The 22,357-nt window shown below is 65.7% G+C and carries 13 protein-coding genes and 2 pseudogenes; 7 read left to right on the forward strand and 8 right to left on the reverse strand.

Annotation, left to right across the window (positions count from 1 at the left end; translation table 11 throughout):
* Positions 1-7: 7 nt before the first annotated feature.
* The gene (locus tag ABIF91_RS24660) at positions 8-1,291 is read left to right on the forward strand and encodes an NAD(P)/FAD-dependent oxidoreductase (protein WP_028180142.1); all 1,284 of its coding nucleotides are present in this window, start codon (positions 8-10) and stop codon (positions 1,289-1,291) included.
* Positions 1,292-1,345: 54 nt separating this feature from the next.
* Here the strand turns inward: ABIF91_RS24660 and ABIF91_RS24665 are convergent, their stop codons facing one another.
* Together ABIF91_RS24665 and ABIF91_RS24670 are read right to left on the reverse strand one after the other, a co-directional pair.
* Positions 1,346-1,564: a hypothetical protein gene (locus ABIF91_RS24665; RefSeq protein ID WP_162131077.1), complete on the reverse strand. Its 219-nt coding sequence runs from the start codon at positions 1,562-1,564 to the stop codon at positions 1,346-1,348.
* A 158-nt stretch (positions 1,565-1,722) separates the two neighbouring features.
* Positions 1,723-3,312 carry a gamma-glutamyltransferase family protein gene (locus ABIF91_RS24670; RefSeq protein WP_284279182.1) on the reverse strand — a complete coding sequence of 530 codons (1,590 nt, stop codon included), beginning with the start codon at positions 3,310-3,312 and terminating at the stop codon, positions 1,723-1,725.
* Positions 3,313-3,453: 141 nt separating this feature from the next.
* Here ABIF91_RS24670 and ABIF91_RS24675 point away from each other — a divergent pair, with 141 nt between their 5' ends.
* Positions 3,454-4,227, forward strand: coding sequence for an enoyl-CoA hydratase-related protein (locus ABIF91_RS24675; RefSeq protein WP_028180144.1), 774 nt, complete (start codon positions 3,454-3,456; stop codon positions 4,225-4,227).
* A gap of 151 nt (positions 4,228-4,378) precedes the next feature.
* Here ABIF91_RS24675 and ABIF91_RS24680 read toward each other — a convergent pair whose 3' ends face one another.
* A complete protein-coding gene (locus ABIF91_RS24680; RefSeq protein WP_162832038.1) occupies positions 4,379-4,555 on the reverse strand; it encodes a hypothetical protein in 177 nt (58 codons plus the stop codon).
* Between the two features lie 9 nt (positions 4,556-4,564).
* Positions 4,565-4,798 (reverse strand): DUF6894 family protein, encoded by a 234-nt coding sequence (locus ABIF91_RS24685; protein WP_028180145.1) that lies wholly within the window; start codon positions 4,796-4,798, stop codon positions 4,565-4,567.
* 204 nt (positions 4,799-5,002) lie between these two features.
* Between ABIF91_RS24685 and ABIF91_RS24690 the strand changes: the two genes are divergently transcribed.
* The 4 genes and pseudogenes from ABIF91_RS24690 (at position 5,003) to ABIF91_RS24705 (ending at position 9,666) form a co-directional block, all read left to right on the forward strand.
* A complete protein-coding gene (locus ABIF91_RS24690; RefSeq protein ID WP_028180146.1) occupies positions 5,003-7,075 on the forward strand; it encodes a PQQ-dependent sugar dehydrogenase in 2,073 nt (690 codons plus the stop codon).
* Positions 7,032-7,973: an SMP-30/gluconolactonase/LRE family protein gene (locus ABIF91_RS24695; protein ID WP_028180147.1), complete on the forward strand. Its 942-nt coding sequence runs from the start codon at positions 7,032-7,034 to the stop codon at positions 7,971-7,973. The genes ABIF91_RS24690 and ABIF91_RS24695 overlap by 44 nt, the downstream gene beginning before the upstream one ends.
* Before the next feature lie 133 nt (positions 7,974-8,106).
* Positions 8,107-8,460, forward strand: a pseudogene (locus ABIF91_RS24700) (histone deacetylase family protein); the annotation flags it as partial.
* A 76-nt stretch (positions 8,461-8,536) separates the two neighbouring features.
* Positions 8,537-9,666 (forward strand): IS3-like element ISRj2 family transposase gene (locus ABIF91_RS24705; RefSeq protein ID WP_129557670.1). Its coding sequence is split into 2 segments (ribosomal slippage): positions 8,537-8,789 and positions 8,789-9,666, totalling 1,131 coding nucleotides; the frame shifts between segments, so codons are not numbered across the junction.
* A gap of 326 nt (positions 9,667-9,992) precedes the next feature.
* Here ABIF91_RS24705 and ABIF91_RS24710 read toward each other — a convergent pair.
* The 4 genes and pseudogenes from ABIF91_RS24710 to ABIF91_RS24725 form a co-directional block, all read right to left on the reverse strand.
* Positions 9,993-10,974: pseudogene (locus ABIF91_RS24710) on the reverse strand (LLM class flavin-dependent oxidoreductase).
* Positions 10,971-11,702, reverse strand: coding sequence for a 4'-phosphopantetheinyl transferase family protein (locus ABIF91_RS24715; RefSeq protein WP_028179232.1), 732 nt, complete (start codon positions 11,700-11,702; stop codon positions 10,971-10,973). Before ABIF91_RS24715 ends, ABIF91_RS24710 begins: the two are co-directional and overlap by 4 nt.
* Positions 11,703-12,002: 300 nt before the next feature.
* Positions 12,003-12,173, reverse strand: a complete 171-nt coding sequence (locus tag ABIF91_RS24720) for a hypothetical protein (protein ID WP_162832039.1) — start codon at positions 12,171-12,173, stop codon at positions 12,003-12,005.
* A gap of 139 nt (positions 12,174-12,312) precedes the next feature.
* Positions 12,313-18,756: an amino acid adenylation domain-containing protein gene (locus ABIF91_RS24725; protein ID WP_424579457.1), complete on the reverse strand. Its 6,444-nt coding sequence runs from the start codon at positions 18,754-18,756 to the stop codon at positions 12,313-12,315.
* Positions 18,757-18,892: 136 nt separating this feature from the next.
* Here ABIF91_RS24725 and ABIF91_RS24730 point away from each other — a divergent pair, with 136 nt between their 5' ends.
* Positions 18,893-22,357, forward strand: a complete 3,465-nt coding sequence (locus tag ABIF91_RS24730) for an ATP-binding protein (RefSeq protein WP_028179234.1) — start codon at positions 18,893-18,895, stop codon at positions 22,355-22,357.

Genomic DNA, 22,357 nt, shown 5'->3' on the forward strand with positions numbered 1-22,357 from the left:
TTCGCCAATGACGCGCCTGCCTTTGCCGCCCTCGCTCTATGCCGACACCGCCGTCGCACCCGTGGCCACGCCGCCGCTCGACGTCGACAAGAGCGTCTCGGTCGCGATCATCGGCGGCGGCTACACCGGCCTCTCCACCGCGTTGCATCTCGCCGAGCAGGGCGTCGAGGCGCTGGTGCTGGAGGCGCAGGAGCCGGGCTGGGGTGCGTCCGGCAACAATGGCGGCCACACCAATCCCGGGCTGAAGCACGACCCCGATCAGATCGAAGCCGATTTCGGCGCGGAGCTCGGCCGCCGCATGATCGAGTTCGCCTATGGCACCACGAATTTCACCCATGAGTTGATCCGCCGTTATCAAATTCCCTGCGAGGCACGGCAGAACGGCACGCTGCGTGCGGCCTATCACGAGGCGAGCGCTGCTGCGATCGAGAAGACCGCGCAGCAATGCATCCGCCGCGGCATGCCGGTCAAATATCTGAACCGCGAGCAGCTCCGCGAGATGACCGGCACCGACCGCTACATCGGCGCCATGCTGGACGCGCGCGGCGGCGATCTGCATCCCCTCAGCTACGCGCGCGGCCTCGCGCGCGCCGCAATCTCCGCCGGCGCAAAGGTCTTTGGCGAGACGCCGGCATTGTCGCTGCGCCGCGACGGCACGCGCTGGCGCATCGAGACGCCGCGCGCGGTGGTGCACTCGGAAAAGGTGCTGCTCGCCACCAACGGCTTCACCGACGATCTCTGGCCGGCGCTCCGCCGCACCATCGTGCCGGTGTTCTCCTCGATCGCCGCCACCGCGCCGCTTTCCGACGAGGTCGCCCGTTCGATCATGCCGACGCGTCCCGTCCTCTACGAGAGCGGCCACATCACCGTCTACTACCGCATCGATCAGCAGAACCGTCTCTTGATGGGCGGCCGCGGCCCGATGCGCTGGATCAAGTCGCCGTATGACGTCGCCTATCTTATGCGATACGCCGAGCGGCTCTGGCCGCAGCTCAAGGGCATTGCCTGGACTCACGGCTGGAATAGCCGGCTGGCGATCACCGCGGATCATTATCCGCATGTGCACGAGCCCGCGGAGAACATCCTGATCTCGCTCGGCTGCAACGGCCGCGGTGTCGCGCTTGCGACCGCGATGGGTTCGCAGCTCGCGCGCCGTCTCATCGGCGGCGCCAGGGCCGAGATCGACATGCCGATCACAGGCATCAAGCCGATCCCGATGCACGCGTTCTGGCCGGTCGGCGTGACGACCGCCGTGATTGCGGGGCGCGTGCGGGACCGGCTCGGCATTTGAAGAAAGGCGCCGCCCGGTTTCGGGCGACGCCTTGCAGGACTTGCAGAGCGGGCGTCAGCAGCGGCCCTGTTTCCACAGACCGGGCGGACACCCCATGCCGCGCCAGCCAACCTTGCGCCCGTGGTGCCATCCGGGCGTCGTGCCATGATAATGATGGCCCATTGCTCGGCCATGGCCGTGACCATGTCCATGTCCACCCTTCGCGGCCGCGGGGCCGGCAAACGTAAGGCCGGCCGCAACGATCAGCGAGGCGGCGAGCGCAAGTTTCTTCATCGTGTCCTCCAGTGGGGCGAGCGCATTTGTCCGTTCGGCGAACGAACCGCGCGCAGCTAGGTTGCCTGCAAATGCGGAGGAGTCGTGACGCTCGCGGAGATACGCAATCGTGCGAGCGCACAACGCGCGCTGGCACAATCTTGCATCGATCCGCGCGTTCAGCCCTCCGTCACCGCGTCGGCCCAGGGCTGAAAGATCTCGACCGCGCCAAAATTCGTGTCGCCCTCGCGCATCACAACGCTCGGGCAGGCGAATTTCTGCGGCAACGTCTGCACGCGACTCTCTTCATAGTCGAAGCGCGCGGCGAGCGTCTTGCGTACGTCCGCCGGCAGGCGCGCATCGCCGATCACGATCGCGCCCTCGCTGGCGTCAATGCGCGGCTGATGGATGGCGGCCTCGAGGTCCATGCCGTAATCCATCGCAAAGGATACCAGCTGCATCACCGACGGCAGGATGCGGCGGCCGCCGGAGGCGCCGACGGCGAGGCGCTTGCCATCCTTCGTCTCGGCGATGACGGGCGTGTAGTTGCAGAGGCAGCGCTTGCCGGGTGCCAGCGAGTTGGTGGTGCCCGGCGTCGGGTCGAACCACATGATGCCGTTGTTCATGGGGATGCCGGTGTGCGGCGTGACGTATCTCGAGCCGAACGACGAGAGCAGCGTTTGCGTCACCGCAGCGATGTTGCCGTGGCGGTCGACCACGGAGAAATGCGTGGTGCAGGCGGGCGCCAGATATTCGGCGCCGAGCGAGCGCTTGCCGTCGGCATCGCCCATGTCCTTGAGACGCTCGCGGAAGGCTGCCTGCAAGGCGAGCGCATATTCGACATAGGCGGCCGCATCCGGCGCGCCTGCGGGCGTCAAGCTCTGCTGCAACAGGCGCAGCGCATGCGCCATCGTCGGCCCGGCCGTGAGCTCTGGCGTCGCATACACCTTGCCGCCGCGATACGGGATCGCCAGCGGCTCGCGTAAATGCGCGCGGAAGGCGGCGAGGTCCTCGACCGACAGCGAACCGCCGTCAGCCTTGATGTCGGAGGCGATGCTCCTGGCGAGATCACCCTGGTAGAAATCGCGCGGTCCGGCCTCGGCGAGATGCGACAGCGTTGCCTTCAGCGTGTCCTGCGGCAGCCGCGTCTCGGCCTTGATACCCCATGGCGCGCTCGGTGGCAGCCCGTCCTTCAGGAACGCCGCTGCGCTGGCAGGATAGCGCCTGAGATCGGCGGCCGAACCCGAGATCGTCACTGTGGTCCACCAATCGACCAGCAGGCCTTCGCCGGCGAGCCGAGCTGCCGGCGCGACCAGATCCTTCCACGGCATTTTTGCGTAGCGCCGATGCGCCTCTTCCATTCCGGCAACGACGCCGGGGACGGCAATCGAGCCAGGACCATGGATGTTGCGATCATCCTTCACCCGCGACCAGGGAAACAGGTCGGACGCCGCGCCTTCGCCACTGAGTGGATAGTCGGCGGCGCGCAGGCTCTGTGGTGCACACATGCCGTAGTCGATCACCTCATAGCGATTTTCCTTGGCGCGGTAGAGCACCATCGCACCGCCGCCGCCGATGCCGCTGTTCCAGGGCTCCAGCACGTTCAGCGCCATGGTGGTTGCCACGATCGCATCCACGCAGTCGCCGCCCGCCGCGAGCACCTCTGCCCCCACTTCGGCCGCCCGTCGCGATTGCGAGGCGACGATGCCGCCCTTGGATGTGACGGCAGGTTTGCGGACGGTTTGATTGAGGCTGAACTGATGAGGCATGATGTCGTCTTGATCTCTGGATTCAGTGGTCTTGCGTCAGCCGTCTTGCGTGGCTGTGTTGAATGCGAGGCTCCGCAATTGGCGGAGCGCGCGGACCATGGCACATTGCGGAGAACGAGAACATCAAAAGGGAGCAGCGACATGGCTGGTGTGAAACAGGCGCGGGATGGCGCGGTCGGGATCTTGACCCTCGACGAGCCGGCGAGCCTGAACGCAATGACACCGGACCTGCTCGGCGCGCTCGCCGCGGCCCTCGCCGAGATGACGAAGGACGAGGACGTCCGCGCCCTCATCCTGACCGGGGCCGGGCGCGGCTTCTGCTCGGGCCAGAGCCTGAAGGCTTCGGAGGCGCTCGGCGAGGATATCGCCGCCGGCGTCATGCGCTTCTACTGGCCGGCCTTCAAGGCCTTGCGCGAGTGCCGCGTGCCCGTCGTGGTCGCCGTCAATGGCGTGGCGGCCGGCGGCGGCTTCAGTCTGGCGATGGCCGGCGACATGATCGTCGCGGCGCGGTCAGCAAGCTTCATCCAGGTGTTCAGCCGAATCGCGCTGGTGCCCGATCTCGGCTCGACCTGGCTGCTGCCGCGGCTGGTCGGCCGGCAGCGCGCGCTCGAGCTGATGCTGCTGAACGAGCCGCTGACGGCGGAACGTGCGCAGGAGATCGGCCTGGTGCGGCAGGTCGTCGACGATGCCAAGCTGATGGAGGAGGCGCTGACGCTGGCACGCCGTCTGGCTGATGGTCCGACGCGCGCCTTGGTGGCAACGCGCGCGCTGGTCGAGGAGAGCGAGCATGCGACCTACGAGGCGCAGTTCCGCCGCGAGATCGAGCTTCAGGCCACGGTCCGCAAAAGCGCGGACGCCATCGAAGGCCGCAATGCCTTCATCGAGAAGCGCAAGGCGAGGTTTACGGGGCGGTGAAGTAGGGAAGCGCTTCCCCGGGGCTCGTCATGGCCGGGCTTGTCCCGGCCATCCACGTTCCTTCGTGGTGGCCAAGACGTGGATGCCCGGGACAAGCCCGGGCATGACGAGTGGAGAGAGCGATCTGTTCTAGGAAAGCAGTGGACGGTGCTCAGAGCGAGCGGTCCAGCCGGCCGGCCGGATGCTTGGCGTGCCATTTCGGGCCGGGCCCGCGCATGTAGTGCAGCTCGGGGCGGTAGGGGTTACCCGCGACGCGGATCAGCGTCTGCCATTTGGTGGCGACGAAGGTCAGCGGCTGGCGGAGCAGGTTCAGTGACGACAGCAACATGGCATCACCTCAATGCGGCTTGCCGAGAATGGCGGTGAACGGGAGATCGAAAATCTCCTCGCCGTCATCGTCGCTGATATGGATGACCCAGTCGCGCCAGTCTTCGGCACCGGGCGTCTGGATCATCGAGTTCATGATCTGGGCGGCGCGGTCGCGCGCCTCGGTCAGATTGGCGACGACGGCCCCGTAGCGGTCGATCAGCGTGCCCTCGGTGTTGGAGCAGTGAAAATAGACCTGGACCATGAACGCCTCCTGTAGAAAGCGATTGGGAAGGCATATCGATACCACCCCAGGCATTTGCGAAACATTCGGGTCGAGCCCGGTAAGGGAATCTACGGAGGTTGGTCGCTGCGGAAGCCGCTACAGGTTTTATCACAGGCGGGTGATGATCAACTGGACGGCGTTCCGGCGACATGGAACAAGTTTTCCGGGAAGGTCGGGGGCACCGTGAACCAGTTCACATTCCTGAGCGAACGCCGAAGCCTGCGCGTGTTTGCGGCGGCCGTCGCCGGCGCGCTGCTCGCCTTCGCCCCGGCTTCTTCCGAGCCGGTCAGGAAGAGCGGCTATGCGATCAGCACGGACATTTGCGGCAGCGGCGATCTCGCTTTTCCCAGGATTCAGATCGACATGAAGGAGGGATTCTGCGCCGGGCTCGTCGCCAGCGAAGAGGATCATCTCAAATTTCCGCGTTCGATCGTCCAGGTGCCCGGCCGCGACCTGTTCGTCGTGGCCGACATGGGCGGCTGGGGTCATGCCGATGGACGGCTGCTGCTGCTCGACCCGCACGCGCGACAGGACCGGCGTTTCAAGGAGCTGCTGACCGGAATCGAGTATCCGTTCGGCCTCGTCATCGGCCCGGAGAAGAAGCTCTATGCCTCGACCCCGGAGGCGATCTTCCGGTTCGATCCGCTTGCGGATAATCCGCCGAGCACGGTGGAGACCATCATCCGTCACCTGCCCGGCCGGCGGATCAGGCTGCCGGATGGCACCAGGCTCGACGAGAGTGCGCACCCGCTCAAGCAGTTCGTGTTCGACAGGACCGGCCGGCTGTTCGTCAATGTCGGCTCGCACAGCGACGACTGCGTCACGCCCTCGCCGATCACAAGGCCCTGTGCGCCCGCCGAAGGCGCCTCCGCGCTGGCATCGATCTGGCTGTTCACGCCGCCTCCGGGCGGCCTCTTTCCGGCATTGAAGCCTGGCGATCCCGACCCGCCGCACACCGTCTATGCGCGCGGCCTGCGCAATTCGATGGCGCTGGTGCTGCACCCGATGTTTCCGGACGCTGGCTACGCCTTCCTGCAGGGCGAGAACGGTCGCGATCTGCCTGACATCTTCAAGCCGAACGAGGAGATCAACGCGATCGAGCAGGGCCGGCACTATGGCTGGCCCTATTGCTACGACCTGTCGACGCCGAGTCCCGAATTCAGACGAGTGCTGCAATCGGGAATTTATAGATCGCTCTGCACGGCCAATGCGCTCTACAAGGCGCCGTTCTCGCTGCTGCCGCCGCACGGCGCGCCGCTCGCGATGCTGTACTATCACGGCGGCAAATTCCCGGAACTCGAGGGCAAGCTGCTGGTCGGCCTGCACGGCTATCGGCCGACCGGCAGCCGCCTGCTCGTCTATGACGTCGATGATCACGGCTTCCCCAAACCTGCCCCGGCGCCGGTGCGGTATCACGTCAGTTGCGCCGCCGACCCGACCCGCAGCTTTCAGACCGAGCTCGGCGAGGTCGCTGCCGCGCCGTTCGAGGAGCTGATTGCAGGCTGGCACCGCGTCAATGGCGCGCGGCCGCAAGGTGCGCCGGTCGGCATGACGGTCGCCGAGGACGGCGCGATCTGGCTGGTCGAAGACAAGAACAAGACTGTGATCCGCATTGATCGCGCCACGGACGATGCGCCTCAGCCGCTGCCCTGCGACATGCGCAGCCAGGCCATGATCGACCAGCTCGCGGCCTTCGTCGCCAGGGACACGCAGAACAGCGCCCGGCTCACCACGCTGCGCAAGGGCCTCGTCGAGAAGCATTGCGTCGGCTGCCACGCGGATTTCGGCTTGGCGCCGGGTCAATCGGAGACGGAGAAAGACGGGGCCGTGCTGCGCTTCATGCTGTCGCAAGACGGCTGGATCTATCCGGGCGATCCCGACGCCGGCAAGCTGCGCACGCGCCTGCGCGGCCTGGGCGCGGAGAAGCTGATGCCGCCGGGCGGCGAGAGCCTGCCGAAGACCGAGCCCGGCTACAAACGTCTGCTGGATGCGGCGGATTTGCTCGTCGCGAACATGGTTCCGGGCACGCGGATGCGGATCAAGTCGGGTCCGCCGCAGCGCAAGTTCTATGGCAGGACGAACAAGGAATGCGGCGAAATACCGGCCGCCAAGGTCGTCGTCGTGACACAAAGGAGCGCTGTAGACAAACCCGGCTTCAGCCGATTTTTCCGGCCGGCCGATCCCTATCTGAATGGCGAGTGCACCGAGGGCGATGGCTATTACATCCGGCAGGAATTTCTGGTGCCTGTGCGGTAGCGTTCTTCTCGTCATTGCGACCGCGTCCGCCCGGGCCGAGACCAGGCTGTTCGAAAGCGTGCAGGCGACGCCTGCGGGAGAATACACGTTCGGCATCGAAGGGCCCGCCGCCGACATCGACGGCAACCTCTACGTGGTCAATCTCGGCAAGCCCGGCACCATCGGCAGGCTGCCGGCCGGCGGCGCGGCGTCGGAGCCGTTCACCGTGCTTCCCGAAGGCAGTGTCGGCAACGCCATCCGTTTCGATCGGAACGGCACCATGTTCATTGCCGACTACAGGAAGCACAATATCTTCGCGATCCCGAAGGGCGCGACCAAGCCGGCCGTCTGGTTTCACTCCGAGGAGATGAACCAGCCCAACGACATCACCATCGCCCGCGACGGCACGATTTATGCGAGCGATCCGAACTGGAAGGGCCGCCAAGGATACGTCTGGCGCATCGCGAAGGGAGCCGACGGTACGGTGCAGGGCCAGGTCATGGTTGCGCCGCGCGCGATGGGCACCACCAACGGCATCGATCTCAGCCCGGACGGCAAGACGCTCTATGTCGGCGAATCCAGCAGCGGCCAGATCTGGTCCTATGCGATCAGCGGCAACGAGCTCACCGGCGCAAAACTCGTCAAGTCGTTTCAGCCTGACACCGTCGACGGTCTGCGCACCGACGTTGCCGGCCGTCTCTACGTCGCGCGCATTCTCAAAGGCACGATCGCGCTGATGAAACCCAGTGGCGCCGTCGAGCGGGAGATCGCGCTGAAGGGCAAGGAGCCGACCAACCTCGCCTTCGGCGGCAGCGACGGCAAGACCGTCTTCGTCACCCAGCGCCAGGGTGGCTACATCGAATCCTTCCGCACCGACCAGCAGGGGCGCGAGCACTGCCTCCAGCGCGGGCGTTGCTGAGCGTCACGGGCGATCTGCTTCCGGCGCAGAGCCGTGCGATGGGTGCGGCATTCTTCTTGCTTGCATCGGGCGGTCGCAGGCATCAAGACATCTGTGGCCCCCCTTCAAGAGCATGCGACCACGGAGTGTTTGAGTGAAAGCCGTCCATACCGAACTGCACCGCAGCCACGATCCGCAATTCTTCCTGGTTCGCGGTGTCGTCAAGCGCACCACCGAGCAGCCCGAGCGCGCAGACCGCCTGCTCAAGGGATTGAAGGACGGAAAGCATCAACTGGTCGAGCCGACCAGGTTCGGGCAGGGGCCGCGCGCGCGCATTCACAGTCCGGAATATCTGTCGTTCCTGAGCGAAGCCTGGGACGCCTGGACGGCGCTCGGCGATTCCGGCCCGGAGATGATCGGCAACATCCATCCGGTGCGCCATGCCGCGACCTATCCCACACACATCGTCGGCAAGCTCGGCTGGCACACCGCCGACAGAGCTGGCCCCGCAAATTCGGACAGTAGCTTGAGTGGATTTTCTGCCTGACAGCGGCGAGGATTCTTGCTGCGAATCAGGAGCGAAGATGACGAAGAAGAGCCGCCGGACGCATTCTCCGGCATTCAAGGCGAAGGTTGCTTTGGCTGCGGTCAAAGGCGACAAGACACTGGCGGAGCTGGCGCAACTGTTTGATGTTCATCCGAACCAGATCACGATCTGGAAAAACCAGCTCCTGGAAGGCGCCGCCGGCGTGTTTGGGCATGACAAGACATCGGCCGAGACGCCGGTCGATTTGAAGGCGTTACATGCCAAGATCGGCGAGCTGGCGTTGGAAAACGATTTTTTGTCCGGCGCGCTCACCAAGGCGGGCCTGCTGAGCGCAAAGCGATGATCGACCGCGATCATGATCTTTCTATCGTGCGCCAGGCGAAGGTCCTGAAGCTGGCTCGCAGCACGGTCTACTATGAACCTCGGCCAGTTTCGGCCGAGGACCTTGCCTTGATGCGTCGGCTCGATGAGCTGCATCTCGATTATCCCTTCGCGGGAGCGCGTATGCTGCGATCGTTGCTGCGGCGGGAGGGCGTATACGCCGGTCGCCGCCACATCGCGACGCTGATGAAGCGCATGGGGATCGAGGCGGTCTATCGTCGCCCGAACACGAGCAAGCCGGCTCCGGGTCACAAGATCTACCCGTACCTGTTGCGCGGATTGAAGATCGAGCGGCCCGACCATGCGTGGGCAATGGACATCACCTACATTCCGATGCGGCGTGGCTTCGTCTATCTCGCGGCGGTCGTCGATGTGTTCAGCCGACGGGTCCTGGCCCATCGCGTCTCGATCACAATGGAGGCGGCCTTCTGCGTCGAAGCGGTCCAGGAGGCGTTGGCGAAGCACGGCAGGCCCGAGATTTTCAACACGGATCAGGGCAGCCAGTTCACCAGCCTCGAGTTCACCGATGTGCTGCTGGACGCGAAGATCGCCATCAGCATGGACGGCAAGGGCGCCTGGCGCGACAACGTGTTTGTCGAGCGGCTCTGGCGCACGGTCAAATACGAAGAAGTATATCTCCGCGCCTACGACAGCGTGTCCGAGGCGCGAGCGTCAATTGCCAAGTATCTGGCCTTCTACAATCAGGGACGCCCTCACTCGAGCCTTGACGGGCGCACGCCCGACGAGGCTTACTTCGGCACGCAAGCTATGGTGATGGCCGCATGACCGTCGCCGACGGTTTTGTCGTCGCTCTGGTCGGGCTACGCCCTCCCGACGCAACGACAAAACCGTAAAGCCCCGCGTTCAGCATAACCCGGCAGGAATCCACTTAAATCCAGCGGGGCGCTGTCCAAACAACCGGGGCCAGCTCTGTAGGGCGTTCGCCTCTCCCGTGCATGCGGTCAGGAAATCACGCCGCCGTCCTCAATGGAGGTCGTCATGCCCGGGCTTGTCCCGGGCATTCACGTTCTCTGGTCAATGCGGCGATGCGTGGATGGCCGGGACGAGCCCGGCCATGACGATGCGCAGGATTCGGGAGGTGGAGCGAGAGCTCAGAACATCCCGCTCGCCGCGAGCGCCTTGCGGACGTGCTGCATCTCGGACTCGTCGGCGACCATGTCCAGCATGATCGTGGTCAGGCCTTTCGCCGAAAACTGCTTCAGCTTCGCGCCGATCTCTTCGTAGCTGCCGACGAGATACGGGCAGTCGGCCTGGAAGGTCAGGAACGGCAGCAGCCAGTAGCCGTTGTCCTGAAGCTCGCCGCTTTGCCCCTCATAGAGCCGGCGCTTCCACACGGAGTCGCTGTTCTCCACCGTGAGCGCGAGCAGCTCGCGATCATCTTGATTGTCGCGGAAGCGCGCCGTTGCGGCCTGCCGGGCCTCGTCGCGGTCCGCGCGCGCGAAAATTCCAAAGTTCATGCCTGCTGCGTCGAGCCCTCGGTCGAGGTCGGGCGGCAGCATCTGCATCTTGATGCAGCCGCGTCTCCTCCGCGACGCGCTGGGCCGCCTCGGATTGGCCGGCGATCAGGAACTCCGGCATCAGCTCCGCGGGCAGGCGCGGACGAAGTTGCAGATTGCTGGCGCGGTAGAACCGGCCCGCGAAATTGACGGGTCGCGGGCTTGCCAGCAACTGGCGCATCAGCGCGACGTATTCGCCGAGCCGAACGTAACGATCGGCATGGGACTGGTCGTCGCCCAGTCCCTGCAAGTCGCTGATCGCCGTCCCCGTGATCATGTTGAGATAGACCTTGCGGCCGTAGATCTGAGCGAAGGACGAAACGAATTTCGCGGCCGTGAACGGGTGCATGTAGAGCGGATTGACGGCGATCAGGGGCGAGCTTCGCGTCGTCTCTGCCATGATGTGCTGGGCCATCGCCCAGGGCTCGACGAACACGTCATTGCCTTCGAACAGCAGGATGCCTTCGAAGCCGTTGCGGTCGGCGAACCCGGCCACCCGCATCAGCTCGCCTACATAGGCCTTGGGATCGCGGTTGCGTGAAATCGCCGGAAAGACGCGCAGCCGCGGCGGCATCATTCAGCCGCTTGCTGGAGCGGCCAGGCATGGCGGCTGATGGGAAGGCCGCCGTCCGCACGGGAGCCGTCGGCGATCGCGAGGCGATGCGAGGGCGATGGCGAGCACAGCGAGAAGCGCCAGCCGTCCGGATCGTCGGCGATGTCGGGCTTGAAGCTGATCTCGATGGCCTCGCTCGACACTTGCATCGCGAAGGCGTCGAGCGGCAAATTGAGTCCGAAGCCTCTCGCCTTCAGATAGGCCTCCTTGAGCGTCCAATAGTCGAAGAAGCGCTCGATGGCCGCGGGCTCAGGCAGCCCGCGCAGCGTTTCGACTTCCTCCGGCGCAAAGAAGCGGAGCGCGGTGGACAGCGGGGCGACGCGCCGTGACACGGCTTCGACGTCGACGCCGACGGCCTCATGCCGCGACACCACGCAGGCAACGCATCCGTCGGCATGCGACAGGCTGAAATGCAGCGGGGTCGAGCTGACCGGCGCTGCGACAAACGGCCGCCCATAGCGGCCCGCGGTAAAGGACCAGTCGGGGGGCGCGACGTTGCGCGCGACCTGCGATAGTGCGAGGCGCAACATGGCGTGTGCGAAGATGTATTGCCGCTGGTGCCGCTCGAACATGAATCGATCGGCCCGGGCTCGTTCGTCGACCGAGAGCAGGCGCCGGCACGCCTCGATCGCGCCCGGCCTGTCAATGGCCTCGATCAGCCCGACAAAGAGTTCAATTCTGTCGTCCGCCATCACTTGGGCCCATGACGTCAGGCGAGGCCAAATCCCCGGTCCTGACGGAAGATTCAACTGCGCAAGAATCACCAAGAGGACCGTTCCTAACGGTCCACCCAGGCGAATTCTTGTCGATTTGCAGGCCGGTTTACAGGCGCAAGCTTGTGCGAGACCCCAACTCGACCAGCGAGCGGCCCACGACCGAAAACTAAAGGCCGAAAACTAGAGACCGAAAGTCAAAGACTGAAATCCAAAGTCCGAAACTGAAGCTCGAACGTTGAAGTCTGGAGATTGCTGCGGCGTCCCGGCCGGCGAGTTTTACTTCTTTTTCTTCTTGGTCTTCTTCGATCCGCCCAGCATCGAAAGGCTGGCGTCGACGTCCTTCAGCGCGGATTGCAGCTTCTTTTTCTCGTTGGTCAGCAGCTTCTGGAGGGCCTTGCGGTCCTTGTCGCTCAACGAGGTGCCCTTGGTAAATTTGATGAAACCCATAATACTCCCCCGGTTGAAAACAATCGTCCAAATCGAAGCGCGGGAATAATCTTGCGCGGCGACGCCAAATAATCAAGACGCAACTTGATCATTCACAGCCTTCGCACGTAAATCCGTACTCGTCCGCGACGTAACCCGCTCAGGCTGCCCTGCGTGCAAGTAACCGGCTGAGCGGTGTGTTGGGCTGCGCGACGGCCGCCGTCAGCAGCGCGACGAGATCCTCCATCCACTCGCCGACCATTCGGCCCTCGAGCAACTCGCGCTTGTAGTTGCATGAGCCGGTGATGCCGGTCGGCCGCTCCTTGAGCATCAGCGACAGCCGGGTCTGGTCGATCGGCAGCACCGGCTGTCCTTCGCGCGCGATGTTGCCGATCGATCCTGTCGCGAGGTCCGGCAGATCGAGCGGCTGGCGCAGCGGATTCTGCAGCGTGAAATAGACCTGCAGCAGCGAGGCCGGATCGATCCCCTCCTGCTCCAGATGGTCGGCCAGGATGCTGAACGGCAGCTCCTGCCGCCCATGCGCGTCGAGCACGCTCTGGCGCACCCGCACCAGGGCCTGCGCGAACGACAGCTCCGGCGTGATCGTCGTACGGACGATCACCGTGTTCTCGAACGGGCCGATGATGCGGTCGGTGTCCGGCTGGGCACGATTGGCCATGGCGGTCGCGACCGCGATGTCGGTGCGGCCCGTCCGCGCCAGCAGCATGCCCTTCAGGCCGGTGAGCAGGCACATGAACAGTGTGCAATTGTGCCGGCCGGCGAACGCCGTGAGCCGGCCGACCAGTTCACGCTCGAGGCTGACCGGATGGTGCCCGGTGGAGGCGCCCGGGCGCGCTTCTCCGTCGAAGACGGGGCCCGCTCCGCGCAAATTCTCCGTCCAGTCGGCGGCCTGGCGCCGGGCGGCGTCGGTATCGCACCACCAGCGCTGCCAGCGTGCGACAGCCGAATAAGCCGGTGGCGGCTTCGGCAACGGCACCGACGGATATCCGGCCAGCGCCGCATACCTGCTCGACAATTCCTCGAACAGCACGCCGATCGACCAGCCGTCGACAACGGCATGATGCAGCGTCAGCAAGAGCACGTAGTCGTCGTCGTGGAGCCGCAATAATCGGGCGCGCAGCAGCGGTGCGCGCGTGGTGTCGATCGGGGTATAGGTCTCCTGCTCGATCAGGAGATTGATCTTCCTGAGTTCGAGCGCCCTGCGCCGCTTGTTGTTGTGGGGCTGTCCGTCGCCGATCGTCTCGACGGTCATGACGGGTCCAAGGGCGCGAGGCGCGACGATGCGGCTTTCGGGCTCCTCGCCGTTCCAGCTGAACGCGGTCCGCAGCGATTCGTGCCGGCGCACGACGTCGTCGATCGCCTTTGCCAGGGCGGCCGGATCGAGCGGGCCCTCTAGACGGAAGGCGAAGGGCAGGTTGAACAACGGCAGCTCCGGCAGATTCCGCTCGATCCGCAGCATCTGGTCCTGCGCGATGGAAAGCGCAGGAGGCCCGCTCGCAGCCAATCGCGGCATGCTTGCGACAGGCTTGTGCGGCTTCGCCGCCACGGCCTCGTCGACCCGCCGAGCGAGCTCCTCGATCGTCGGTGCCTCGAAGATGGTCTTGATCGGCAGCGACACGCCAAGCGCGCGGGCAACGCGCGCCATCGCCTGGCCGGCCAGCAGCGAATGGCCGCCGAGGTCGAAGAAATTGTCGGTCACACCGATGCTCTCGAGCTTCAGCAGGTCGATCCAGATGTCGGAGAGCACCTTTTCGGTGAAGCGCCGCGCCGGCACGGCCGCGTCCGGCCCGGACGTTTCCTGCTGGGTGGGCGCCAGCAGCGCGGAGCGGTCGATCTTGCCATGGGCGTTGAGCGGCACCTGATCCAGGAACAGGAAGGCGGACGGGATGGCGTGGGCCGACAGCCTGGCTTTCAGGAATTCGCGCAGCTCGCTGGCGCTGCTCCGGCTGCCGGGCTTTGCGACGATATGGGCGATCAGCCTGATATCGCCGCTCACCTCGCGGCGCGGCTCGACGATGCCGGCGCGCACGCCTAGATGATCGGCAAGCGCGTTCTCGATCTCCTTGAGCTCGATACGATGGCCACGGATCTTGACCTGGTGGTCGGCACGGCCGAGGCATTCGATCGTCCCGTCGGCGCGGCGCCGGGCAAGATCGCCAGTCCGGTAGAGCCGGCTGCCTTGCTGGCGCGAGAACGGATCGGGGATGAAGCGCTGCCGGCTTTGCGCGGGATCGTTGACATAGCCGCGGCCGACGCCGGCACCGCCGATGCAGAGCTCGCCGGTCACGCCGATCGGTTGCGGCTGGAGGTTTGCGTCGAGCACGTAGAGCTGGGTGTTCGGCAGCGGCGCGCCGACCGGAACGTTGCCGGTCGCGACCGCCGGGGCCTTGGTCAGGCGATGCAGGGAGACGTCGTCGGAGCATTCCGACGCGCCATAGGCATTGATCAGCGGCACTTTCGGGCAGTGGGCGAACCAGGCGTGGCAAAGGTCGACGGGCAATGGCTCTCCGGTCGAGATCAGGAGACGCAACCTGGAGAAGGCGCGCAGCACCGGCACTTCGTCAATGCGATCAAGAATGACGCGCAGCAGCGAAGGCACGATCTCGAGCACCGTGATGCCCTCACGCTCGATCTCCCGCGCCAGCAGGATCGGGTCCCGCACGATCGCGTTGGCGCAGACATGCACGCGCGCGCCGACCATCGGCCCGGCGAGGAACTGCCAGACCGAGATGACGAAGCTCTGCGGCGCGGTCTGCGCGATCACGTCCCTGGCGGAGAGGTCGAGCTCGGAGATGAGCGAAGCGAGGTGGTTCGACAGGCCGCGCTGCTCGATCATGACGCCCTTCGGCGCGCCGGAGGAGCCGGACGTATAGACGAGATAGGCGAGGCTGGAGGCGGCCCGCGGTGCGGCGCGTGTGGGCTTGGTCACCCCTGACGCGATCGCGTCTTCGAGCGCGGCCACCTGCATGCGTTCAACCAGCGGCTCGAGCAGTGTCTCGACCATGGCGGACTGAGCCCGTCCGGTCAGCAACACGCGGGCACAGCTCGATCCGAGGATGGTCGTGAGCTGGGCCGTCGGCTGGTCGGGATCGAGATTGAGGTAGGCCGCGCCGACGCGCTGCACCGCGATCATCGCGGCGAGCAGGTCGGGCCCGCGCTCCGCGAGCAAGGCGACGACGCTCTCGGCGCCGACGCCCTCACGGGCCAGCCAGCGCGCGGCCGCCAGGCTGCGGTGCACCAGCTCGCGATAGCTCAGGGACGTGCGGCCGTCCGACACCGCAACAGCGTTTGGCGTCTTCCTCGCCTGGCGCTCGAAGCGATCGCTCAAATTGCCGCGCGTCGTGAAATTGGCCGGCACGCCCCGGCCCTTCGCCAGCAACAGTCGGCGTTCGGCCTCGGTCAGGAGCGGCAGGCGCGAGATGCGCTGTTCCGGATTGGCGATGACGGCCTTGAGCAGCGTCCTGAGCTGGGCGGCCATGCCTGCGATCGTCGCGGCCTCGAACAGATCGGTGGCGTATTCGAAGAACCCGCTGAAGCGGCCATCGGCCTCGACCAGTTCGAGCGTGATGTCGAAGCGCGCCACTTTCGGATCGATTTCCAGTCGCCGTGCCGACAGGCCGGGAAAGCGTGCCGCCTCGATCGAGGCGTTCTGGAGGATGAACATGATCCGGAACAGCGGGTTGCCGTCGCTGCGCCGCGCGATCTGGAGCGTGCGCAACACCTCCTCGATCGGGAGGTCCTGGTTGCGGTAGGCATCCAACGTGACCTGCCGCACCCGCCGCAACATCTCGCCGAAGCTCGGATCGCCGCTGAAATCGTTGCGCAGGATGAGGGTGTTGGCGAACAGCCCGATCAGGCGCTCGCTCTCGATCTGGTTGCGGTTGGCGATCAGCGATCCCGTCGCGACATCCTCATGCGAGGTGTGGCGGAACAACAGGCACTGGAAGGCCGCCAGCAGCGTCATGAACGGTGTGACGCCCTGGCTCTGGCTCAGCGCGCGCAACTCGCCCGACAGCGTTTTGGAAAACTCGAGATAGTGGCGCGCGCCGTGACCGCTCCAGGCCTCCGGCCTGGGCCTGTCGGTTCGCAGCGGCAGCGTGGTGACGCCGTTGAGCTGGGCCCTCCAATAATCGAGCTGCTCCTTCGCCGCCGGCGTCTGCGCCCAGCTCTGCTGCCAGAGCGCGAAGTCGCGATACTGGAACGCAGGCGGGGGCAGCGCGGCCGGGTGCGTCTTGCGCGCCGCGGCGTAGTGGACGGCGAGCTCCTCCCAGAACAGCCGCTGCGACCAGCCGTCGGTGACGAGATGATGGACGTTGACCAACAGCGCATGGCTGTTCCCGTCGAACGACAGCAACGTGACCTTCAGCGGCGGCTCGTGAGCCAGGTCGAACGGATGTTGCGCGAGCTTGAGCGCCTCGCGCCGGACAACCGCGAGGCGCTTGCCCGCAGGGCAGGGCTTGAGCTTGATGCGCTCGAGTTGCGGCGGCGATGACAACACAAGCTGCACCGGCTCGCCCCGACGTTCGATGAAGATTGTGCGCAGCGCCTCATGGTGTGTGCAGATCGCAGTGAGGCTCGCAGAAAGCGCGGCGACGTCGACCGGACCGTCGAGGAGCGCAACTTCGACGACATTGTAATTGTAGCGGGTCGGGTCGAGCCGCGAGAGGACGTACATGCGCTGCTGCTGGAACGACAGCGGTGCGTCTGCGTTCGCAGCGTGGTGCCAGGCCGGCAGCGCAGCCTCGCGCCGGCTTGCAGCGGTTTCGATCCGCGCCGCAAGTGCCGCGACCGTGGTGCAATCGAAGATGTCCTCGAACGAGAACTCGACATTGAAGTGTTCGCGCAGGCGCGAGCGCATCTGCGTCACCGCGAGCGAGTCCGCGCCGAGCGCGAAGACGTCCTGGTCGGCGCCGACCTGCGGCAGCTCCAACAGACCAGCCCAGATTTCGGCGAGCTGGGTCTCCATCGCATTGCGCGGCAGCCGGGTCTCGTCGCTGCCGTCCACTGCTGCAATCAGCCCGGCCAGCGCACCGCGTTTGACCTTGCCGCTGGCGCCCTTCGGCAGTGCCGCGACGCTGCGGATCAGGCTCGGTACCTTGTAGGCTGCGAGCCGCTTGCGTGCGAACTGGCGCAGCTGGTCGGAAGTGGCCTCGGAATTCGGCCGCAGCACCACGACGGCGGCGACGTTCTCGCCCAGCTTCGGGTGCGGCACGGCAAACACACCGGCCTCCAGCACCGCCGGGTGGCTGAGCAGGACTTCTTCCACCTCGAGCGGCGAGATCTTCTGCCCACCGCGGTTGATGACGTCCTTGATGCGGCCGACGATGAAAAGATAGCCGTCGGCATCGAGATAGCCGAGGTCGCCGGTCCGGAACCAGCCATTGCGGAACGCAGCCTGCGTCGCCGCCTCGTCATCATAGTAGCCCCGGCTCATGTTGGGACCGCGCAGCATGATCTCGCCGCGCGCGCCGCTCGCAAGCGTGCGGCCCGTCTCGTCCATGATCGCGATCTCGGGGCCGGCGGCGCGGCCGACCGATCCGACCTTGCGCAGCTCGAACGGATTGGCCGCGATCTGCGAGGCCGCTTCCGTCATCCCGTAGGTCTCCAGTACGGGAACGCCGAACGTCGCCTCCAGCCCTCGAAGAATCGCAGGCGCGAGCGAGGCCGATGCCGAGCGGATCACGCGCAGCGACGACGACCGGGCACGGTCCGGGTTCGCTTCCGCCGCCGTCAGCAATGCGCGATGAATGGTCGGCACCGCCGTGTACCAGGTCGGTTGCAGCTCCCGCATCCAGCCGAAGAAGGATGATGCGTCGAAGCCGTCGGTGCAGATCACGCTGGAGCCCGCGGCCAGCGCCGTGAGAAGGCCGGAGATCAAGCCATGGGCATGAAACAGCGGGAGGACGTTGAGCAGGCGATCGCGCGATGTGAGCGACAGCACATGGCCGGCATTGTACGCGGACAGGCAGACATTGCGATGCGTCAGCGGCACCATCTTCGGCCGCGCCGCCGTGCCTGACGTCAACAGGATGAACGCATCGTCGTCCCCGCGCGAGGGGCCGCTCGTGCTCGCCGGTCCGACCGAGGGGCCGATGAACGCGCAACCGCCGAGATCGTCTTCCGGCCCCGGCACGAAATCGATCACCGCGATATCGAGCGCCCTGGCGACGTCGCGGCTCGCCGAGTTCATGTCGGCCCGGGTCACGAGCGCCGCCAGCTTCAATTCGCTGAAATAGCGTTGCAGCTCGTCCGCCGTCAGATCCGGACTGACGGGGATGCATACGGCGGCCGACGCGACCGCGATCAATGCCAACGCGCTGTCGGCGCCGCGCGGCAGTGCAACTGCAATGCGGTCCGCAGGCGCGATGCCGAGCCCGCGCAGCGTGCCGATCAGATCCTGCGTCCGGTCGCCCAAGGCGCGGTAGGTGAGAACCGGCCGGCCAGGGGCGAGGAGTGCGGGCGCCGCCGGTGTCCTGCGCGCGTAGAGTTCGAGAAGGCCGCTGATATGCGCGAATATCTTCGTTTCGGCCGTGGCACCGGCTGATCCTTCGTCTGCTCCGGATGCAATGTCCGACAACGCCATTCCCTTTTGATCCGATTGAGCTATTCTTCCAAGAAGTTGGGGAACGCGTCCAGTCCGAGGTGAAGTTTGAGCCCCAAAATCTGTGGTTGAGGGGCCCCAGAGCCCTTCGACGGAGTGATGGTCGGGCAGAATCACCATGCTGGAGAATGAGCCGGGCACGGGGACGGAAGGCGAGCTGAAGCGCTGGCTCGAAGGTATCGGCCTCGGTCACTACACCGATCTCTTCGCGCAGCACCGTCTCGATCTCGACGTGATCGGGGACCTGACCGAATCCGATCTGGTCGGGCTCGGATTGCCGCTCGGCGATCGCAAGCGGCTCCAGCGGGCGATGGCGGCGCTGTTTCAAGCGGAAACGGCGGAGGCGCCAACCGAGGCGGTGCGTCCGCAAGCACGGGCGGAGGTCGGAGCCGAACGGCGCCAGCTCACCACGATGTTCTGCGACATGGTGGATTCCACCTCGCTGTCCGCGCAGTTCGATCCCGAAGACGTCCGCGACATGATTGCGGGCTTCCGCGAAACCTGCGTTCGCGTGGTGAAGCATTACGAGGGCTTTGCCGCCCGTTTCGTCGGCGACGGTATCCTGGTCTATTTCGGCTATCCGACCGCACATGAGGACGATGCCGAGCGCGCGGTGCGCGCCGGGCTCGAGATCGTGCGGGTGCTGTCGACGGCGCACGCGGTCGAGCAGCGCGGTGCGCTCAGCCATTCACCCGCCGTCCGTATCGGGATCGCGACCGGCCTCGTCGTGGTCGGCGACCTCGTCGGGCAGGGCACCGAAGAACGCGACTCCGCGGTCGGCGAAACCGTCAATCTCGCTGCGCGCCTGCAGGCCCTGGCGCCGCCCAATGGCGTGGTGATCTCGGCTTCGACGCAGTCGCTGCTGAAGGGGAAGTTCGACTACCGCAATCTCGGCGTCCATGTCCTGAAGGGGATCTCCGAGAAGGCACAGGCCTGGCACGTGGTGCGCGCCTCGCGGGTGGAGACCCGTTTCGCCGCCGCCAGGGGCTCGCGGTTGACGCCGCTCGTCAACCGCGAGGAGGAGATCGCGCTGTTGATGGGGCGCTGGCAGCAGGCCAAGGACGGCGACGGCCAGGTCGTGGTCAAGTTCGGCGAGCCCGGCATCGGCAAGTCGCGCATCATCCAGGAAATCTTCGAGCGGATATCGGGCGACCGCCATGGACAAGTCTCGCTGCAATGCTCGCCTTACTACACCTCCACGGCTTTCCATCCGTTCGTCGACCAGCTCAAATTCTCCCTCGGCCTCGATCGCGAGGAGTCGTCCGCGCTGTCGCTGGCGAGCCTCGAGACCGCGATCGCCGCCGCTCATGGCGACATCGAGCAGGTCACGCCGCTGTTTGCCGCGCTGCTGTCGATACCGACCGGAGACCGCTATCCGCCGCTCGAACTGTCGCCGCGGCAGCAGAAGGATGCGACCGTCGTGGCGCTGGTCAACCATTTCCTCGGCCTTGCGCGCGAGATGCCGCTGGTGATCGCGTTCGAGGACCTGCACTGGATCGACCCGACGTCCCGCGAGGTGATCGACCTTCTGGTCGACCGGCTGCAGAACCGGCCGATCCTGGTCATCATCACCGCCCGCACCGAATTCCAGCCGAGCTGGAACGCGCATTCGCACATCACCACCGTGGTCCTGAACCGCCTGAGCCGGCAATTGCGCACGACGCTGGTCGAGCGCGTGGCGGGACGCGAACTGCCCAAGGAGGTCGTCGAGGAGATCATCGTCAAGACCGACGGCGTGCCGCTGTTCTTGGAAGAGCTGACCAAGACGGTTCTCGAATCCGACCTTCTGACCGAGCGGCACGGGCGCTATGTGCTGTCCGGGCCGTGGCGGCAGCTCGCAATCCCGGCAACCCTGACCGACTCGCTGATGGCGCGGCTCGACCGGATGGGACCGTTCAAGCGGATCGCGCAGATCGGCGCCACGATAGGTCGCGAGTTCTCGTACGAGACGCTGCACGCCGTCGCCAACACGCCGGCCGAGCAGATCGTGGCGGCACTCAATCATCTGGAGGAGGCGGGGCTGATCATGCGCCGCGGCCATCCACCGGACGCGCTCTACTCCTTCAAGCACGTGATGATCCAAAACGCCGCGCATGCGAGCCTGTTGCACAGCGAGCGGCGCAAGCTGCATTCTCGGATCGTCCAGGTGCTTTCCGAAATGTATCCGGAGAAGTCCGAGCGCGAGCCGGAGTTGCTCGCCCATCACCTGACCGAATCCGGCCAGAGCGAGGGCGCCGCCAGCTTTTGGCTCAAGGCCGGCAAGCAGGCGGCGAGGAGCGGCGCCAATCTGGAGGCGATCGGCCATCTGCGCCGCGGCCTCAGCGTCGTGCACGCCAGCGCGGGCATACCGGGGGCCGACGAGATGGAGCTCGAGCTGCGCATCGCACTGGGCAATTCGCTGATTGCCGCCAAGGGCTATGCGGTGCAGGAAGTCGAGGAAAACTACATCCGCGCGCTGGAGCTTGGCCATCAGCTTGATGACGACGAAAAGGTCTTCGCGGCCACTCGCGGACTCTGGGTGTGCCATTTCATCCGCGCCGATCTCACCCGCGCGCACGATCTCAGCGTCGAGCTGTTGAGATTCGCCAAGCGGCAGCGGCTGAGCGAGCGTTCGCAGCCGGCGCAGCAGACCGGGTATCTGATCGAGGCGCACCGTTCGATCGCGATGACCATGCTCTATCGCGGCCGCTTTGCCGCCTCGCAGCATCATTTGCACCGCTGCATCAATCTCTACAGCCCCGATTTGCACTCCGACCTGATGGAGCGGCACGGCACCGATCCCGGCGTCGTCTCGCTGTCCTATCTCGGCTATCTCCTCTGGTTTCTCGGCCGGCCCGACGCGGCGCGCCAGCACAGCGAGCAGGCGATCGCCAATGCCGAGAAGATCCGCCATCCCTTCACGCTCGCCTTTGCGCTCGTGTTCGGCGCCTATCTCTGCCAGCATCTGCGCGATGTCGAGGGTACCCGCGACCACGCCAACCGCGCCATGATCATCGCCAGCGAGCACAATTTCCTGCACTGGAAGCAGCAGGCGACGATCCTGCGCGGCTGGGCGCTGACGCAGCTCGGCGAGACCGACGAAGGCCTCAGCCAGATGCGCTTCGGCCTCGACGAGTACGAGGCGATGGATTCCTGGCTCGCCGGCTGCTGGTTCCGCTGCCTGCTCGCGGAAGCCTACGCCAAGGTCGGGATGCGGGATGCCGCCTTGCGCGCGCTGGACGGCGCGCTCGCAACCGCGCGGCGGACCGGTGATCATTCCTACCTCGCCGAGGTCTATCGCCTACAAGGCGAGATCATCCTGTCGGATGGCGATCCCGCCTCGGTGCAGGAGGCCGAGGAGCTGTTCGCCCAGTCGCTGGCGACCGCGCGCAAGCAGGGTGCGCTGTCCTGGGAGCTTCGCACCGCCGTCAGCCTCGCGCGCCTGTCGCTCGAAGCCGGCAGGCGCGAGGACGCAAGTCTCCTGCTCGCGCCGGTCGTGGGCAAGTTCAGCGAAGGTTTCAACACGCCGGACCTGAAGCAGGCGATGCAGCTCGTGACCGAGCTCGGGACCGACACGCCCGCGCGCGAACAGGCCGATCTGTGA

This window comes from Bradyrhizobium sp. USDA 241 (assembly GCF_049739505.1).
In the GTDB taxonomy this organism is placed as follows: Bacteria; Pseudomonadota; Alphaproteobacteria; order Rhizobiales; family Xanthobacteraceae; genus Bradyrhizobium; species Bradyrhizobium liaoningense.

Excerpts from the sequence above, each read along its gene's own strand:
- ABIF91_RS24715 (WP_028179232.1), bottom strand. The coding sequence starts at position 11,702 with ATGGCGGACGACAGAATTGAACTCTTTGTCGGGCTGATCGAGGCCATT.
- ABIF91_RS24665 (WP_162131077.1), bottom strand. The coding sequence starts at position 1,564 with ATGAAGAAACTTGCGCTCGCCGCCTCGCTGATCGTTGCGGCCGGCCTT.
- ABIF91_RS24730 (WP_028179234.1), top strand. The coding sequence starts at position 18,893 with ATGCTGGAGAATGAGCCGGGCACGGGGACGGAAGGCGAGCTGAAGCGC.
- ABIF91_RS24695 (WP_028180147.1), top strand. The coding sequence starts at position 7,032 with ATGGCTATTACATCCGGCAGGAATTTCTGGTGCCTGTGCGGTAGCGTT.
- ABIF91_RS24720 (WP_162832039.1), bottom strand. The coding sequence starts at position 12,173 with ATGGGTTTCATCAAATTTACCAAGGGCACCTCGTTGAGCGACAAGGAC.
- ABIF91_RS24725 (WP_424579457.1), bottom strand. The coding sequence starts at position 18,756 with ATGGCGTTGTCGGACATTGCATCCGGAGCAGACGAAGGATCAGCCGGT.
- ABIF91_RS24660 (WP_028180142.1), top strand. The coding sequence starts at position 8 with ATGACGCGCCTGCCTTTGCCGCCCTCGCTCTATGCCGACACCGCCGTC.
- ABIF91_RS24670 (WP_284279182.1), bottom strand. The coding sequence starts at position 3,312 with ATGCCTCATCAGTTCAGCCTCAATCAAACCGTCCGCAAACCTGCCGTC.
- ABIF91_RS24685 (WP_028180145.1), bottom strand. The coding sequence starts at position 4,798 with ATGGTCCAGGTCTATTTTCACTGCTCCAACACCGAGGGCACGCTGATC.
- ABIF91_RS24675 (WP_028180144.1), top strand. The coding sequence starts at position 3,454 with ATGGCTGGTGTGAAACAGGCGCGGGATGGCGCGGTCGGGATCTTGACC.
- ABIF91_RS24680 (WP_162832038.1), bottom strand. The coding sequence starts at position 4,555 with ATGTTGCTGTCGTCACTGAACCTGCTCCGCCAGCCGCTGACCTTCGTC.